The following is a 13,595-nucleotide window of genomic DNA, read 5'->3' as shown; positions in this document are numbered from 1 at the left end:
TCGAAGGGGGAGTCGGCGCAGGAGCGGCCGGATCGGGTGAGGATCAGCCGGACGCGCGGCCGTCGCGCGCCCGGGCCGCGATGCGCTCGCGACGGGTCTCGTCCATGGCGGCCTCGTAGGCCGCCACGAGGCTGGCGATCGAGAGCGGCTTGAGGCGCTCGACCATCTCGCGGATCGTCTCCGGGGACGCGCCGGCCTCCTTGTAGGCCGGCCAGACGACGGTGCGGAAGAGGTCGTTGAGCTCCTTGGCCAGCTGGCGGCCGTGGGCGGTGTAGACGTCGGCGGCGGCGATGGCGGCCTCGGTGGGGAAGCCGAGGTCGACCAGGCCCAGGCCGACGGTGAGCTGGGTCGTCGAGACCTGGTAGCGGCCCCGCTTGGTGCGCAGCGCGACGCCGAGCGCGGTGAGGGTCTCGAGGTCGGAGTCGGAGAGGGGGCGTCCGGCGCGACGGTCGAGCTCCTCGCGGCTCATCTCCTGGGTGGTGTCGGCCTGCCAGGGCGCGAGCATCGTGCGGTGCAGTGCGATGTCCTCGGTGCCGGCGTCCGACGGGATCGCCGCGAGGTAGCGCTCGATGGCCGAGAGCGTGAAGCCGTGGCCCTGGAGGTCCTTGACCAGCTCCAGGCGGGCCACGTGGTCGGCGGAGTAGTAGCCGCTGCGGCCGCGGCGGATCGGCGGCGGCACCAGGCCCTTGGTCGTGTAGAAGCGGATGTTGCGCACGCTGAGGCCCACGCGCTGGGTGAGCTCCTCGAGGGTCAGCAGGGGGGCGCCGGGCGCGGAGGAGCCGGGGCGCGGATCGCCGCCGGCCCCGCGGGGCTCGAGCGTCTCATCCGGCGACTGCTGCTTGACCATGACACCAATAGTGTCACAATCGAGCCACACACCCCGCACTTCCTCAAGGACGGTCATGGCAGAAGCATTCGTGTACGACCACATCCGCACGCCGCGCGGCAAGGGCAAGGCCGCGGGCTCGCTGCACGAGGTCAAGCCCGTCGACCTCGTCGTCGGCCTGCTCGACGAGATCAAGACCCGCAACCCCTCCCTCGACCCGAACGCCGTCGACGACGTCGTGCTCGGCGTCGTCTCGCCGATCGGCGAGCAGGGCGGTGACATCGCCAAGACGGCCGCGCTGGCCGCCGGCTACCCCGACACCGTCGCGGGCGTGCAGCTCAACCGCTTCTGCGCCTCGGGCCTCGAGGCCGTCAACCAGGCCGCCGCCCGCATCCGCGGCGGCATGGAGGACCTCATCCTCGCCGGCGGCGTGGAGTCGATGAGCAACGTGCCCATGGGCTCCGACGGCGGCGCGTGGGCCTCCGACCCCGCCACCGCCTTCAAGGCCGGCTTCGTCCCGCAGGGCATCGGCGCCGACCTCATCGCCACCATCGAGGGCTGGAGCCGCGACGACGTCGACGCCTACGCCGCGGAGTCCCACCACCGCGCCGCCAAGGCGTGGGCCAACGGCTACTTCTCCGAGGCCGTCATCCCGGTCAAGGACGTCAACGGCCTCACCGTGCTCGACCACGACGAGACCATCCGCCCCGACACCTCCCCCGAGGGCCTGGCCGGCCTCAAGCCGTCCTTCGCCGACCTGGGTCGCGACGCCGGCTTCGACGACGTCGCGCTGGAGAAGTACCACTGGCTGGAGAAGATCAACCACGTCCACCACGCCGGCAACTCCTCGGGCATCGTCGACGGCGCCGCGCTCATGGCCATCGGCAGCGAGAAGGCCGGCACCGACCTCGGCCTGACCCCCCGCGCGCGCATCGTCTCGATGGCCGTCTCGGGCGCCGACCCGGTCATCATGCTCACCGGTCCCGCCCCGGCCGCCCGCAAGGCGCTGGCCAAGGCCGGCCTGGAGACCAAGGACATCGACCTGTTCGAGATCAACGAGGCCTTCGCCGCCGTCGCCATGCGGTTCATGCGCGACATGGGCATCAGCCACGAGATCACCAACGTCAACGGCGGCGCGATCGCCATGGGCCACCCGCTGGGCGCCACCGGCGCGATGATCCTCGGCACCCTCGTCGACGAGCTCGCCCGTCGCGACCTCAAGCGCGGCCTGGCCACGCTCTGCGTCGGTGGCGGCATGGGCATCGCCACGATCGTCGAGCTGGTCTGAGCGAGGAACGAGCCCAGACCAGCTCCTCGGTGGTCGAGCAGCGAGCGCGACCGAGGCACGAGGTCGCGACCGAGCGTGTCGAGACCCGGTGACCCGGGCTCCGACGACGACCACCCCGCCCCCCACGCCACTCCGGCCGACGGCGCCCAGCGCCCGCCGGGATCTCCACAGAACAGGACCCAGATGAGCACCACCACCGAGCAGACGGCCGTGCGCTACGAGAAGGACGCCGACGGCATCGTCACCCTCACCCTCGACGACCCGAACCAGTCGGCGAACACCATGAACGACCTCTACATCTCCTCGATGAAGGCCGTCGTCGACCGTCTCCACGACGAGCTGGCCGAGGACGAGAAGAGCGTCACCGGCGTCGTCGTCGCCTCGGCGAAGAAGACCTTCTTCGCCGGCGGCGACCTCAAGGGCATGGTCACCACCACGAAGGACGACGCCGCGTCGGTCTTCGCCATGGCCGAGGACGTCAAGGCCGCCCTGCGCCGCCTCGAGCGCTTCCCGCGTCCCGTCGTCGCCGCGATCAACGGCGCCGCCCTCGGCGGCGGCTTCGAGATCTGCCTGGCCACCAACCACCGCATCGCCGTCGACGACCCCAAGGTCGAGATCGGCCTGCCGGAGTCGCAGCTGGGCCTGCTGCCCGGCGGCGGCGGCGTCACCCGCATCGTCCGCCTCCTCGGCCTGCAGACCGGCCTCATGGAGGTGCTGCTCACCGGCACCCGCTTCAAGCCCGCCGCGGCCAAGGAGAAGGGCCTCATCGACGAGCTCGTCGCCTCCCGCGAGGAGCTCGTGCCCGCCGCCAAGGCGTGGATCAAGGCCAACCCCGAGGCCGCTCAGAACCCGTGGGACGCCAAGGGCTACAAGATGCCCGGCGGCTCGCCCAAGAGCCCCGCGCTGGCCGGCTTCCTGCCCGCCTTCCCGGCGCTGCTGCGCAAGCAGACCAAGGGCGCGCTCTACCCCGCCGCCCGCGCGATCCTGTCCGCGGCCGTCGAGGGCGCCAACCGCGACTTCGACACCGCCTCGCGCATCGAGTCGCGGTACCTGACGAGCCTCATCGTCAACCAGGGCTCGAAGAACATGATCCAGGCGTTCTTCTTCGACCTGCAGGCCATCAACTCCGGCTCGCTGCGCCCGCAGGGCATCGAGCCCTACCGCGCGCAGAAGGTCGGCGTCCTCGGCGCCGGCATGATGGGCGCCGGCATCGCCTACTCCTGCGCCCGCGCCGGCATGCAGGTGGTCCTCAAGGACGTCACCGACGAGGCCGCCGCCAAGGGCAAGGACTACTCGGCGAAGATCAACGCCAAGGCCGTCAGCCGCGGCAAGCTCACCGAGGAGAAGTCCGCCGAGCTGCTCGACCGGATCACCGCGACGTCCGACCCCGCCGCCCTCGCCGGCTGCGACCTGGTCATCGAGGCCGTCTTCGAGGACCCGTCGCTGAAGCAGAAGGTGTTCGCCGAGATCGCCCCGCACGTCAACCCCGACGCGCTGCTGTGCTCGAACACCTCGACGCTGCCGATCACCGAGCTCGCCGGCGGCATCGACCGTCCGGCCGACTTCATCGGCCTGCACTTCTTCTCCCCGGTCGACAAGATGCCGCTGGTCGAGATCATCCGCGGCAAGGAGACCTCCGACGTCGCCCTCGCCAAGGCCTACGACGTCGTCCAGCAGATCAAGAAGACCCCGATCGTCGTCAACGACAGCCGTGGCTTCTACACCTCGCGCGTCATCGGCACGATGGTCAACGAGGGCCTGGCGATGGTCGCCGAGGGCGTCCGCCCCTACTCCATCGAGCGCGCGGCCACCCAGGCCGGCTACCCCGTCGGCCCGCTGCAGCTGACCGACGAGCTCAACATGGAGCTCATGGCCAAGATCGCCAAGGCCAGCCGCGACGCCGCCGAGCGCGACGGCACGCCGTTCGACGAGCACCCCGGCATCAAGGTCGTCGAGAAGATGATCGAGATCGAGCGCCCCTCGCGCCTGAAGGGCAAGGGCTTCTTCGACTACGACGAGGCCGGCAAGCGCGGCTCGGTGTGGAGCGGCCTCGCGGAGGTCTTCCCGATCTCCGAGGAGCAGGTGCCCTTCGCCGACGTGCAGGACCGCATGCTCTTCGCCGAGGCGATCGAGACCGCGAAGTGCTTCGAGGAGGACGTCATCACCTCCGCGGCCGCGGCCAACATCGGCTCGATCATGGGCATCGGCTTCCCGCCCATGACCGGCGGCGCCGCGCAGTTCATGACCGGATACGAGGGCGCCGACGGCACCATCGGCCTGGCTGCCTTCGTGGCCCGCGCCGACGAGCTCGCCGAGGCCTACGGCGAGCGGTTCCGCCCCTCGCCGTGGCTGCGCGACCTCGCCGCCTCCGGCGGGTCGTTCCCGGCCTGATCGGCTGCTCCATCACGGCTCCGGGCCGGTGCTCCCTCGTGGGGTGCCGGCCCGGTGCCGTGCAGAAGCTCCCCGGCTGACCGGGGAGCTTCTAGAAGGTCAGGGGAGCGTGGGGGCCCTGACGCCCAACTTCCCCTGACCAATCCTGTGGAGGACGACGATGGCCGGCACCGCTGACCCGGGCTCCGGGACGACGACGCGAGGCTGGTGGGCCGCGCAGGTGGTGCCACGGCTGGTGGACGTCGCCCTCGACCGCGCCCGGGTGCGGGAGCTGCGAGCCGAGGTCTGCGGGGGCCTGGAGGGCCGGGTGCTCGAGATCGGCTTCGGCAGCGGGCCGAACCTCCCGATGCTCCCGGACGCGGTCACCGCCCTCGACGCCGTGGAGCCCTCGCCGGTGGCCTGGCGTCGCTCGGAGCGACGCCGGGAGGCGGCGCGCCTGCCGGTGCGCCGCGTCGGCCTCGACGGCCAGCGCATCGAGGTCGACGACGCCTCCTACGACAGCGTCCTGTGCACCTTCTCGCTGTGCACCATCCCCGACGCCGTCGCCGCGCTGCGGGAGGTGCGGCGGGCGCTGCGGCCCGGCGGACGCGTCCACGTGCTCGAGCACGGCCGCTCGCCGCAGGCCCGGGCGCGGGCCTGGCAGGAGCGGCTCGACCCGCTCCAGGGCCGGCTCTTCGACGGCTGCCACCTCACCCGCGACCCCGTCGAGCTCGCCCGCGCCGCCGGGCTCGCGGTGCTCGAGGAGCACGCCGAGGACCTCGCGCCGGGGCCGGGCCGGGTGATCGGCCACCTACGCTGGGGCGTGCTCGCGGTTGGCGAGCCTTCCTAGGCTCGCGGCATGCGCATCACCCACATCGCCTTCGCCCAGCAGGTCGGCGTCGACGACGACGGGATGCTCGACCTCAAGGGCGTCTTCGCCGGCGGCATCAGCGCGCCGCCAGAGGACCCCGGGCCGTCGTGGGGCCAGCCCATCGTCCTGGGCTACGACGACGCCGCTCCCGACGTCGTCGAGACCCTGCGGCTGGTCTTCCACCGCCCCGACGGCGTCCTGCAGTACCGCGACCTCGAGGTGCGGACGCTGCCCACCGACGGCCCCCGCGCCTTCGTCACCCTCGCCCTGCTGTGGGAGACCATCGCCGCCAAGCCCGGACGCTGGCGCATCGACGCGCTCGTCCTCGGGGACGGCTCGCCCGCGGCGACGGTGAGCATCGACGTCGTCCACGAGGACCCCCCGACGGCCCCCTGAGCCGGCCTCGAGACGGCCTCGAGACGGCCGCGGGAGCCGGTGGGCCGCATCGGGCGCGCCTCACCCGGTCGAGGGGTGGGAGTGAACCCCGGCTGAGGGGGAAAGTGGTGGGTGCTGCCCGCCACGACAGCCAGACCCACCTCGAGACCGGAGTCCCCGTGACCACGACCCCCCTGCGCCCCGCGCCGTCCCCCCGCCGGGACGACCGCGTGCGCTGCAGCGGCGTCGCGGCGCACGACTGGACCCTCGCCGGGGTGGAGTACGAGGAGCTCGTCGCCGTCAGCGAGTACCGATGCCGCGGATGCGGCCTCGTCGAGTTCCGCTGACCGGCACCACCGCCGCCAACGGACCAGGAGAACCACCGCATGACCAGGAAGACCTCGACCCGAGCCCACCTCAGCCTCGTGGGAGCCGACGGACCCGTCCGCGTCGCCGTCCTCGACACCTACGAGGTCGCCGCCGCCGGCACCCGCGCCGTGCTGCGCCCCTACTCCTCGCGCGTCGTCGTGCTCGAGCTCGACGCCGCGCTGGCCGACCCCCGCAGCGTCGACGTCGTGCTCTACGAGCCGGTGCGCCAGTCCCAGCACGGCCAGGAGATGCTGCGGCGTCTGGTCGGCCTCGGCGGCGCCCGCGCCGTCGTCCACTCCTGGCGCGACCGCGCCGAGGGCGCCTCCTACGGCGCGTTCGCCGGCCACCTCTCCAAGGCGCTGCCGGCCGACGACCTCGTCCGCGCGATCGAGGCCGTCCACCGCGGCGAGGGCGACGACGCCGCCCTGCCGATGCGCGCGCCCGTCGACCGCGGCCCGCTGCGTGCAATCCGCGCCAACGGCCCCGACTTCGACCTCACCGCCCGCGAGGCCGAGATCCTCTCGCTGGTCACCCAGGGCCTCACCAACTCCGAGATCAGCGGTCGGCTCTACCTCTCGATCAACTCGGTGAAGACCTACATCCGCACCGCCTACCGCAAGATCAGCGTCACCCGACGCTCCCAGGCGGTGGCGTGGGGCATGCAGCACGGTCTCGCGCCGCTTGCCTCCGACGTCGTCAACCTCTGACGTCGTCGACCTCTGACCCGAGCGCACCGATCGATCCCGCCCGCGCCGACCGCGCCGTCGTACGGCGGCCCCGCCTCCCCAGGTAGAGCCGCCGTACCAGAGGCCGGGGCCTCCGCTGGGCTCGGCGGCACCGGAGTGCGCCGAGGACGACGCCACGCGAGGGGCGTCTGCGGCGGTCCGTGAGGACTGCCGGGAGCAGTGTGGCCAACCGAGGGCCCGCAGCCCCACCGGCGCGCGAAAGTCTTACCCTCGGGCGCCCGCTGGTCTGGTCACGTGGTCTGGTCCGGAGCGTGCGGGTCGCCCATGGGATGATCTGGTCCCGTGGAGACCCCCCGCCGCCTCGACCCCGCCCTCGTGGTGGCGCGCGGCGGCACGGTGGGGGCGCTGGCCCTCGTGCTCGGCGTCGCCGGCCACGTGTCGGCCGACGGCCTCCTGCCCGGCCCGGCCGTGCTCGTCCTGCTGACGGCGGTGAGCATGGTCGGCGGCATCGTCGCCCTGGCCCGCCCGGCCGGCGCGGTGCGGATGGCCGTGCTGCTCGTCGGCGGCCAGACCCTCGTCCACCTCGCGCTCACCGTCACCGCCGGCCACCGCGGGGACCCGGCTCCGGTGCTCCACGCGACCACCGGCGGGCCGGCGCTGCCGTCCGTCGACGGTCGACGCCTCGGCTCGCTGCAGGACGCCTACGCCCACCTCGACCCCGCGTCGGGCCCGCCCCGCCCGGGTCTGCCGCTGGCGCACCTCGTCGCGGACCTCTCCGCGCACGCCCCGATGATGGCCGCCCACCTCGCGGTCGCCGGGCTCCTCGCCCTGTGGCTGGCGCGCGGGGAGCGCGCCCTCCTCGTCCTCCTGGCCCTCGCCGGCGCCCGTCTGGGACGCCTCCTCCTGCCGCTGCTGGGCCAGGCGCCGCTGACGGCCCTGCGCCCCGCGCCGCCGCGCCCCTCCGCGCGGCTCCCCCTCCGAGCGCCGACGCCGCAGGCCTGGGGCCGCAGCGTCGTCCGCCGGGGTCCACCGCTGACGGTCTGAGGCCACCGACCCGTCCGTCCCGCCCCTGCTGCGCCCGGACGCCCTCGGTCGGCTCGACCGCGCGCTGAGCCGGGAACCCGCTCCCGGAGCCGCGGTCCGTCCCCGTCCGCCTCCGGCGTCGTGCTCCCGCGCGCCCGGAGGGATCCACGCCCTCGGAGTCCACCCATGACCGACGTCGTCGCGCCCACGCGCGATCGCGACGAGCCGACACCGGCCCGTCGTCCCGACCGCGAGCGAGCCCGCTCCGGCCTGTTCCGCGCCATGTGGCGCTGGCACTTCTTCGCCAGCTTCCTCGTCGCGCCCGTCCTGCTGGTCCTCGCCGTGACCGGCCTGATCCACCTCTTCCGCTTCCAGCTCGAGCCGCTGATGCACCCCGACCTGATGCGGCTCGACACCCCGGCGGCCACGGCCGTCGAGCAGCCGGCGTCGGCGCAGCTCGCGGCCGTCGTCGGCGCCTACCCCGACGCCACCGTGGTGTCGATGACCGAGCCGAAGGCCGACGACGAGCCGAGCCGGTTCTCGATCGTCACCGCCGACGGCGCGGCCCGCGACGTCTTCGTCGACCCGCACGGCCCGAAGGTGCTCGGCTCGCTCGACCCCGACACGACGCTGTCGGGGTACGCCGTGCGCATCCACGGCGATCTCATGACCGGCACCTGGGGCGACGCGCTCATCGAGCTCGGCGCCTGCTGGGCGATCGTGATGTCCCTGACCGGCTACTACCTCTTCGTCCGCGGACGCCGGGCCCGCCGTCGCGCCCTGCAGCGTGCTCGCCAGGCCGAGCGCGGCACCCGCGGCAGCCCTCGGCTGCGCGCCACCCACGCGACCCTCGGCGCGTTCGTCGGGGTGGGGCTGCTGTTCCTCCTGGTGAGCGGCCTGCCCTGGACGGGGTTCTGGGGCGGTCAGGTGCAGAAGATCGCCACCGATCGCGGCTCCTCGCTGTGGAGCACCGACCCGGGCGCGGCCAGCGATCCCACCTCCACGCTCGACGAGTCGCTGCCGCACAGCCACGCCGTCGACGTGCCCTGGGCGCTGCAGAAGTCCGACGTCCCGGCCTCCCGGGGGGCCGGGGAGGAGCGCAGCGTCGCCAGCGTCGACACGGCCGTCGAGGTCGCCGACCGCGAGGGCCTGCGGCACCCGTTCACCGTCGCCCTGCCCGACTCCGAGGACGGCGTGTACTCGGTCATCGGATACGCCTTCGACGCCCCCAGCGAGGAGCGGACGGTGCACGTCGACCGGTTCGGCGGCGAGGTGGTCTCGACCTACGGCTTCGAGGACTACCCGACGCTGGCCAAGGTCGTCAGCCAGGGCATCGGCCTGCACGAGGGGCGCAGCCTGGGCCTGTGGTCGTTCTGGGGCGCCGCGCTGATGTGCCTCGGCGTCATCGCGGCCTGCGTCACCGGCCCGCTGATGTGGTGGCGCCGCCGGCCGCGGGGCGCGGGCCGCATCGCGGCCCCGCGGGGTCGGATGCCGCTGCGCGCCACCCCGCTGCTGCTGGTGGGCCTGCTCGCGCTCGGCCTCGTGCTGCCGCTCTTCGGGCTCTCGCTCGTCGCGGTGCTGGCGCTCGACCAGCTGGTGCTGCGGCGGATCCCGGCGCTCGCGCAGTGGTTCGACGTCGCCTGAGGTCCTTGAGCCTCGCGAGGAGAGGCGAGGGCCCGGCACCGCGAGCGGTGCCGGGCCCTCGTCGTCTGGCTCGTCTGAGTCGTCCGGGGCGCTCAGCCCCGGGCGATCCAGGTGGTGCCGTTCCAGATCCAGCGGCCGTCCTCGCTGATCGTGCCGGCGTCGCGCGGCAGCGGTGCCTCGGCCGGGACGCCGGACTGCACCGCCGCGATGACGTCGGGGTTGGGCGCGGGCCGGGGCTTCTTCTTCTGCCGGGCCTCGCGCTCGGCGACCCGCTTGCGAGCCTCCTCGACCAGCGCCGGGTCCAGGGCGTCGAGGGCGGTGAGGCCCTGCATGCGCCGCAGCGTCTGCTCGTAGCCCTCGGAGGAGCCGTCGAAGAACACCACGTTGCCGACGCCGTCCTTGGCGACGTCGCGCAGCGTCTCGGTCCACATCTGGAAGGACAGGACGCCGGGGTCGACGCCCTGGGCGGCCAGCTCGTCGGCGGCCTCGGCGAAGCCGGCGGCCAGCGCGCGGCGGAAGGCCGCCAGGCCCTCACCGCGCAGGCGGGCGGCCTCGGCCTCGTTCTGCGCGGCGATCTTGATGGCCGCGCCCTCGGCCTCGGCCTCCTTGGTGCGGCGGATGAGCAGCGCCTGGCCCTCGAACTCCGCGGCGGTCTGGGCGTTCTTCGCCGCGACCACGCGCGACATCGACGCCATGACCTCGCCGTCGAAGGCGATGTCGTTCACCGTGAGGTCGATGAGGGTGTAGCCCCACGACGCGAGCTGCTCGTCGAGGGACTCCTTGGCGTGGGCCACGATCGTGCCGCGCAGGCCGAGCACGTCGGCCTGCAGCTTGGTGGCGACGAACTCGCGCACCGAGGCCTCGACGGCGCTGGTGAGCGCGATGCCGAACGCCCGGGCGTCGATGAAGGCGAAGGCGACGCGCTGGATCGTCTCGGCCTGGTGGTCGGAGACGGTGTAGATGATCGTCGCGGTGAAGTGGACGTTGGCCTGGTCGCGCGTGATCGCGGCGAACTGCAGCTGCGCGGTCTGGTTCTGCACCGGCACCTTGGAGTGGATGCTCTCCAGCACCGGGATGACGAAGTTGAGTCCGGGGCCCAGCACCCGGCGGTACTTGCCGAACATCGTGACGACGCCGACGTGCGCCTGGTCGACCGTGCGCACCGAGAGCAGCACGAGCAGGACCACCACGCCGAGGAGGATGAGCAGGGGGATCAATCCGGACTCCGTTTCCGAGAGATGCTCCGCGCCGCCGCGAAGGCTCGTGGAGGAAGCATGACCGACTCCACGCCCCCCGGCCACCCTGAAAGGTGTTCGGTCCGGGAGCCCGCCGTGATGGTCTGGAGATGGCTCGGCGACTCACCACTCACGGGTGGTGGTGTCCACCCGTCTGGGGTGATCGAGCAGCGCGGCCCCGGCCGAGAGGCAGGGGCCGCGCGCCCGCCGTCCGCGGCGGGAGCCCCGACGGCCCCGTGGGCGTGCGAGCCCTGAGGCCCTCAGTCGCTCCCCGGCGCCCTCGGCCCTCTCAGGCGTGCCGACGCAGGAAGCGTCCGAGATCGGCGACCGCGTCGGTGGCCGGCGCGAGCGAGCCGGCCTGCAGGTGCACGACGTGCCAGACGCCGTCGAGGCGGCGGTAGGTGGTGGGCGTGCCGGCACGCTCCAGGGCGCGGACGAGCCGCTCGACGTCGCCGAGGAGGATCTCCTGCTCGGCCCCGTGCACGAGCGTCGGCGGCAGCCCGGCGAGGTCGCCGTGCAGCGGCGAGAGGACGGGGTCGTCGAGCGGGGGCCCGTCGGGGCCGGCGTACCGCGACGCGCACGCCTGCAGCCAGGCGCGGGTGAGGAGCGGGTCGCGGGGGTCCTCGGTGACGCCGTCGAGCGTCAGGTCGGCCCAGGGGGAGACCAGCGCGAGGGCCGTGGGCGTGGGACCCCCGGCGTCCCGCAGGCGCATCGCGAGGGCGAGGGCGAGACCGCCGCCGGCGGAGTCGCCGGCCACGGCCACCCGCAGGCCGCGCGCGGTGAGCTCGGCGAAGGCCGCCTCGGCGTCCTCGAGCGCCGCCGGGTGGGGGTCCTCGGGCGCCATCCGGTAGGCGAGCACGTGCACGGCGGCCCCGGCGGTGGCCGCCAGGTGGGCGGCGAGCGCGCGGTGGGTGCGGGGGGAGCCGACGGTGAAGCCGCCGCCGTGCAGGTACAGGATCGCGCGGTCGGGGTCGCTCACCGGCCCGCTGACGACGTCGGCCGGACGCCCGCCCAGCGTGGTGGGGGCGACCCGCACCGGCGACGGGGTGGGGATCACCCGGGCGACCAGCTCCAGCAGCCGCCGCTGCCGGGCCACCGGAACCGTCGGCCCGAGGGCGGGACGCAGCGCCAGGCGGACCATCGTCCGCGCCACCGGCACGGGCAGCTGAGGAGTCACCATGTGCCGACAGTAGGCCGCGGCGTCACGCGCCGGCGTCGTCGTCCAGCCGGTAGCGGGTGACCCGGCTGGAGTTCGCGACGACCGCGATCGAGGAGGCGTTGTGCAGCAGCGCCGCGACGACCGGCGAGAGCGCTCCGCCCGCACCGACGACCAGGCCGGCGGCGTTGACGGCGATCGCCATGCCGTAGTTCTGGCGGATGACGCGCACGGCCTCCCGCGAGAGGTCGCGCAGCTCGAGGAGCCGGCCGAGGTCGTCGCCGGCCAGCGCGATCTCGGCGGCCTCCAGGGCGACGTCGGTGCCGCCGATGCCCATCGCGATGCCGACGTCGGCCAGGGCCAGCGCCGGCGCGTCGTTGGTGCCGTCGCCGACCATCGCCACCACGTGCCCGCGCTCCTGCAGCGCTCGGACGAGGTCCTGCTTGTGCTCGGGCAGCACCTCCGCGTGCCACTCCTCGATGCCGAGCTCGCGGGCGACCGCCTCGGCCACGCGCGGGTGGTCGCCGGTGAGCATGACGATGCTCCGGACGCCGTCGGCGCGCAGCGCCTCGACGACGGCCCGCGCCTCAGGTCGCACGGTGTCGCGCAGGCTGATCAGGCCGGTGAGGCGGCCGTCGACGGCCAGCAGCAGCGGCGTCTCGGCCTGGTCCTGCAGCCGCCGGAGCCAGCCGAGCGCGTCGTCGGTGACCGCGACGCCCTGGCCCTGGAGCAGCGCGAGCGTGCCGAGCAGCAGCACCCGGCCGTCGGCGATCGTGCGCATGCCCTGGCCGAGCAGCACCTCGCACTCCTCGTGCTGGGGGATCGCGATGTGCCGCTCCTCGGTGGAGCGGATGACGGCCTGGGCGAGCGGGTGCCGGGAGTGGATCTCCGAGCTGGCGGCGTAGGCCAGCACCTGCTCGGGCTCCCAGGCGTCGTCGAAGGAGACGACGTTGGTGACCACCGGACGCCCGACCGTGAGGGTGCCGGTCTTGTCGAAGACGACCGCGTCGACCCGGGCGGCGGCCTCGAGGTGGGAGCCGCCCTTGATGAGGATGCCGCGGCGCGCGCCGTTGCCGATGGCCGCGCTGATGGCGGTGGGCGTGGAGAGGCCGACCGCGCACGGGCAGGCGATGAGCAGCATCGTCATGGCGCGGCGCACGTCGCGGGTGACGACGAAGGTGGCCGCGGCCAGGGCGAAGGAGCCGGGGACGAAGCGACGCGAGAAGCCCTCGCCGACGGTCTGCACCGGGGCGCGGTCCTCCTGGGCCTCCTCGACGCGGGTGATGACGCGGCCGATGGCGGTGTCGCGGCCGACGGCCTCGGCCCGCACCACCAGCCGGCCCCGCATGACGACCGTGCCGGCGTGCACGTGGGTGCCCACGGGGACGGCCACCGGGAGGGTCTCGCCGGTGATCGCGGACTGGTCGACGACGGCGTCGCCCTCGACGACCACGCCGTCGACCGGGATCGCGACGTGCTGGTGGACGACGACGTGGTCGCCGACGCGCAGCGCGTCGATGTCGACGAGCCGCTCGGTGCCGTCGGCGTCGAGCACCCAAGCGTCGGCCTGGGCGCCGGTGAGGAGGTCGCGGATGGCGCGCCGGGTGCGGCGCAGGGTGAGGTCCTGGAGGTACTCGCCGATGTTGAGCAGCCACAGGACGGTGAGCGCGACGACGTTCTCGCGCAGCACCAGGCTCGCGACGGTGGCCGCGGAGACCAGGGCGTCGCGCCTCGGCGCAGGCCGCGCCCTCG

12 protein-coding genes are annotated in these 13,595 nt (G+C 73.9%); 8 read left to right on the top strand and 4 right to left on the bottom strand.

The window, feature by feature from the left end; all coding sequences use genetic code 11:
• Nucleotides 1-43: 43 nt before the first annotated feature.
• The gene (locus ACZDWJ_RS15125) at nt 44-847 is read right to left on the bottom strand and encodes a MerR family transcriptional regulator (RefSeq protein ID WP_463522112.1); all 804 of its coding nucleotides are present in this window, start codon (nt 845-847) and stop codon (nt 44-46) included.
• 55 nt (nt 848-902) lie between these two features.
• Between ACZDWJ_RS15125 and ACZDWJ_RS15120 the strand changes: the two genes are divergently transcribed.
• From ACZDWJ_RS15120 to ACZDWJ_RS15085, 8 genes are all read left to right on the top strand, one after another.
• Complete coding sequence (locus ACZDWJ_RS15120) at nt 903-2,114, top strand: acetyl-CoA C-acetyltransferase (protein ID WP_463522110.1); 1,212 nt, start codon at nt 903-905, stop codon at nt 2,112-2,114.
• A 183-nt stretch (nt 2,115-2,297) separates the two neighbouring features.
• Complete coding sequence (locus ACZDWJ_RS15115) at nt 2,298-4,505, top strand: 3-hydroxyacyl-CoA dehydrogenase NAD-binding domain-containing protein (protein ID WP_463522108.1); 2,208 nt, start codon at nt 2,298-2,300, stop codon at nt 4,503-4,505.
• Nucleotides 4,506-4,665: 160 nt separating this feature from the next.
• On the top strand, nt 4,666-5,334 hold the full coding sequence (locus tag ACZDWJ_RS15110; RefSeq protein ID WP_463522106.1) for a class I SAM-dependent methyltransferase: 669 nt from the start codon (nt 4,666-4,668) through the stop codon (nt 5,332-5,334).
• 9 nt (nt 5,335-5,343) lie between these two features.
• Entirely contained in the window at nt 5,344-5,751 is a 408-nt protein-coding gene (locus ACZDWJ_RS15105; protein WP_463522104.1) for a hypothetical protein, read from the top strand.
• Nucleotides 5,752-5,909: 158 nt separating this feature from the next.
• Complete coding sequence (locus ACZDWJ_RS15100) at nt 5,910-6,077, top strand: hypothetical protein (RefSeq protein WP_463522102.1); 168 nt, start codon at nt 5,910-5,912, stop codon at nt 6,075-6,077.
• Nucleotides 6,078-6,116: 39 nt separating this feature from the next.
• Nucleotides 6,117-6,806 carry a response regulator transcription factor gene (locus tag ACZDWJ_RS15095; RefSeq protein WP_463522100.1) on the top strand — a complete coding sequence of 230 codons (690 nt, stop codon included), beginning with the start codon at nt 6,117-6,119 and terminating at the stop codon, nt 6,804-6,806.
• A gap of 321 nt (nt 6,807-7,127) precedes the next feature.
• Complete coding sequence (locus tag ACZDWJ_RS15090) at nt 7,128-7,829, top strand: hypothetical protein (protein ID WP_463522098.1); 702 nt, start codon at nt 7,128-7,130, stop codon at nt 7,827-7,829.
• A 165-nt stretch (nt 7,830-7,994) separates the two neighbouring features.
• On the top strand, nt 7,995-9,452 hold the full coding sequence (locus ACZDWJ_RS15085) for a PepSY-associated TM helix domain-containing protein (protein WP_463522096.1): 1,458 nt from the start codon (nt 7,995-7,997) through the stop codon (nt 9,450-9,452).
• 92 nt (nt 9,453-9,544) lie between these two features.
• Here ACZDWJ_RS15085 and ACZDWJ_RS15080 read toward each other — a convergent pair whose 3' ends face one another.
• The 3 genes from ACZDWJ_RS15080 to ACZDWJ_RS15070 all read right to left on the bottom strand — a co-directional run.
• Nucleotides 9,545-10,642 carry an SPFH domain-containing protein gene (locus ACZDWJ_RS15080; RefSeq protein WP_463522094.1) on the bottom strand — a complete coding sequence of 366 codons (1,098 nt, stop codon included), beginning with the start codon at nt 10,640-10,642 and terminating at the stop codon, nt 9,545-9,547.
• Nucleotides 10,643-10,976: 334 nt separating this feature from the next.
• A complete protein-coding gene (locus ACZDWJ_RS15075; RefSeq protein WP_463522092.1) occupies nt 10,977-11,867 on the bottom strand; it encodes an alpha/beta hydrolase fold domain-containing protein in 891 nt (296 codons plus the stop codon).
• 22 nt (nt 11,868-11,889) lie between these two features.
• A partial coding sequence (locus tag ACZDWJ_RS15070; RefSeq protein WP_463522090.1) for a heavy metal translocating P-type ATPase occupies nt 11,890-13,595 on the bottom strand: 1,706 nt, incomplete at its 5' end.

It is taken from the genome of Nocardioides sp. B129/18 (assembly GCF_055282735.1).
The sequence above is the reverse complement of the archived record's forward strand: the minus strand, read 5'-3'. Positions and strand labels throughout refer to the sequence as shown.

What these genes read in the sequence shown, in the direction of transcription:
- ACZDWJ_RS15125 (WP_463522112.1), bottom strand. Translation starts at nt 847, where the DNA reads ATGGTCAAGCAGCAGTCGCCGGATGAGACGCTCGAGCCCCGCGGGGCC.
- ACZDWJ_RS15120 (WP_463522110.1), top strand. Translation starts at nt 903, where the DNA reads ATGGCAGAAGCATTCGTGTACGACCACATCCGCACGCCGCGCGGCAAG.
- ACZDWJ_RS15115 (WP_463522108.1), top strand. Translation starts at nt 2,298, where the DNA reads ATGAGCACCACCACCGAGCAGACGGCCGTGCGCTACGAGAAGGACGCC.
- ACZDWJ_RS15110 (WP_463522106.1), top strand. Translation starts at nt 4,666, where the DNA reads ATGGCCGGCACCGCTGACCCGGGCTCCGGGACGACGACGCGAGGCTGG.
- ACZDWJ_RS15105 (WP_463522104.1), top strand. Translation starts at nt 5,344, where the DNA reads ATGCGCATCACCCACATCGCCTTCGCCCAGCAGGTCGGCGTCGACGAC.
- ACZDWJ_RS15095 (WP_463522100.1), top strand. Translation starts at nt 6,117, where the DNA reads ATGACCAGGAAGACCTCGACCCGAGCCCACCTCAGCCTCGTGGGAGCC.
- ACZDWJ_RS15085 (WP_463522096.1), top strand. Translation starts at nt 7,995, where the DNA reads ATGACCGACGTCGTCGCGCCCACGCGCGATCGCGACGAGCCGACACCG.
- ACZDWJ_RS15075 (WP_463522092.1), bottom strand. Translation starts at nt 11,867, where the DNA reads ATGGTGACTCCTCAGCTGCCCGTGCCGGTGGCGCGGACGATGGTCCGC.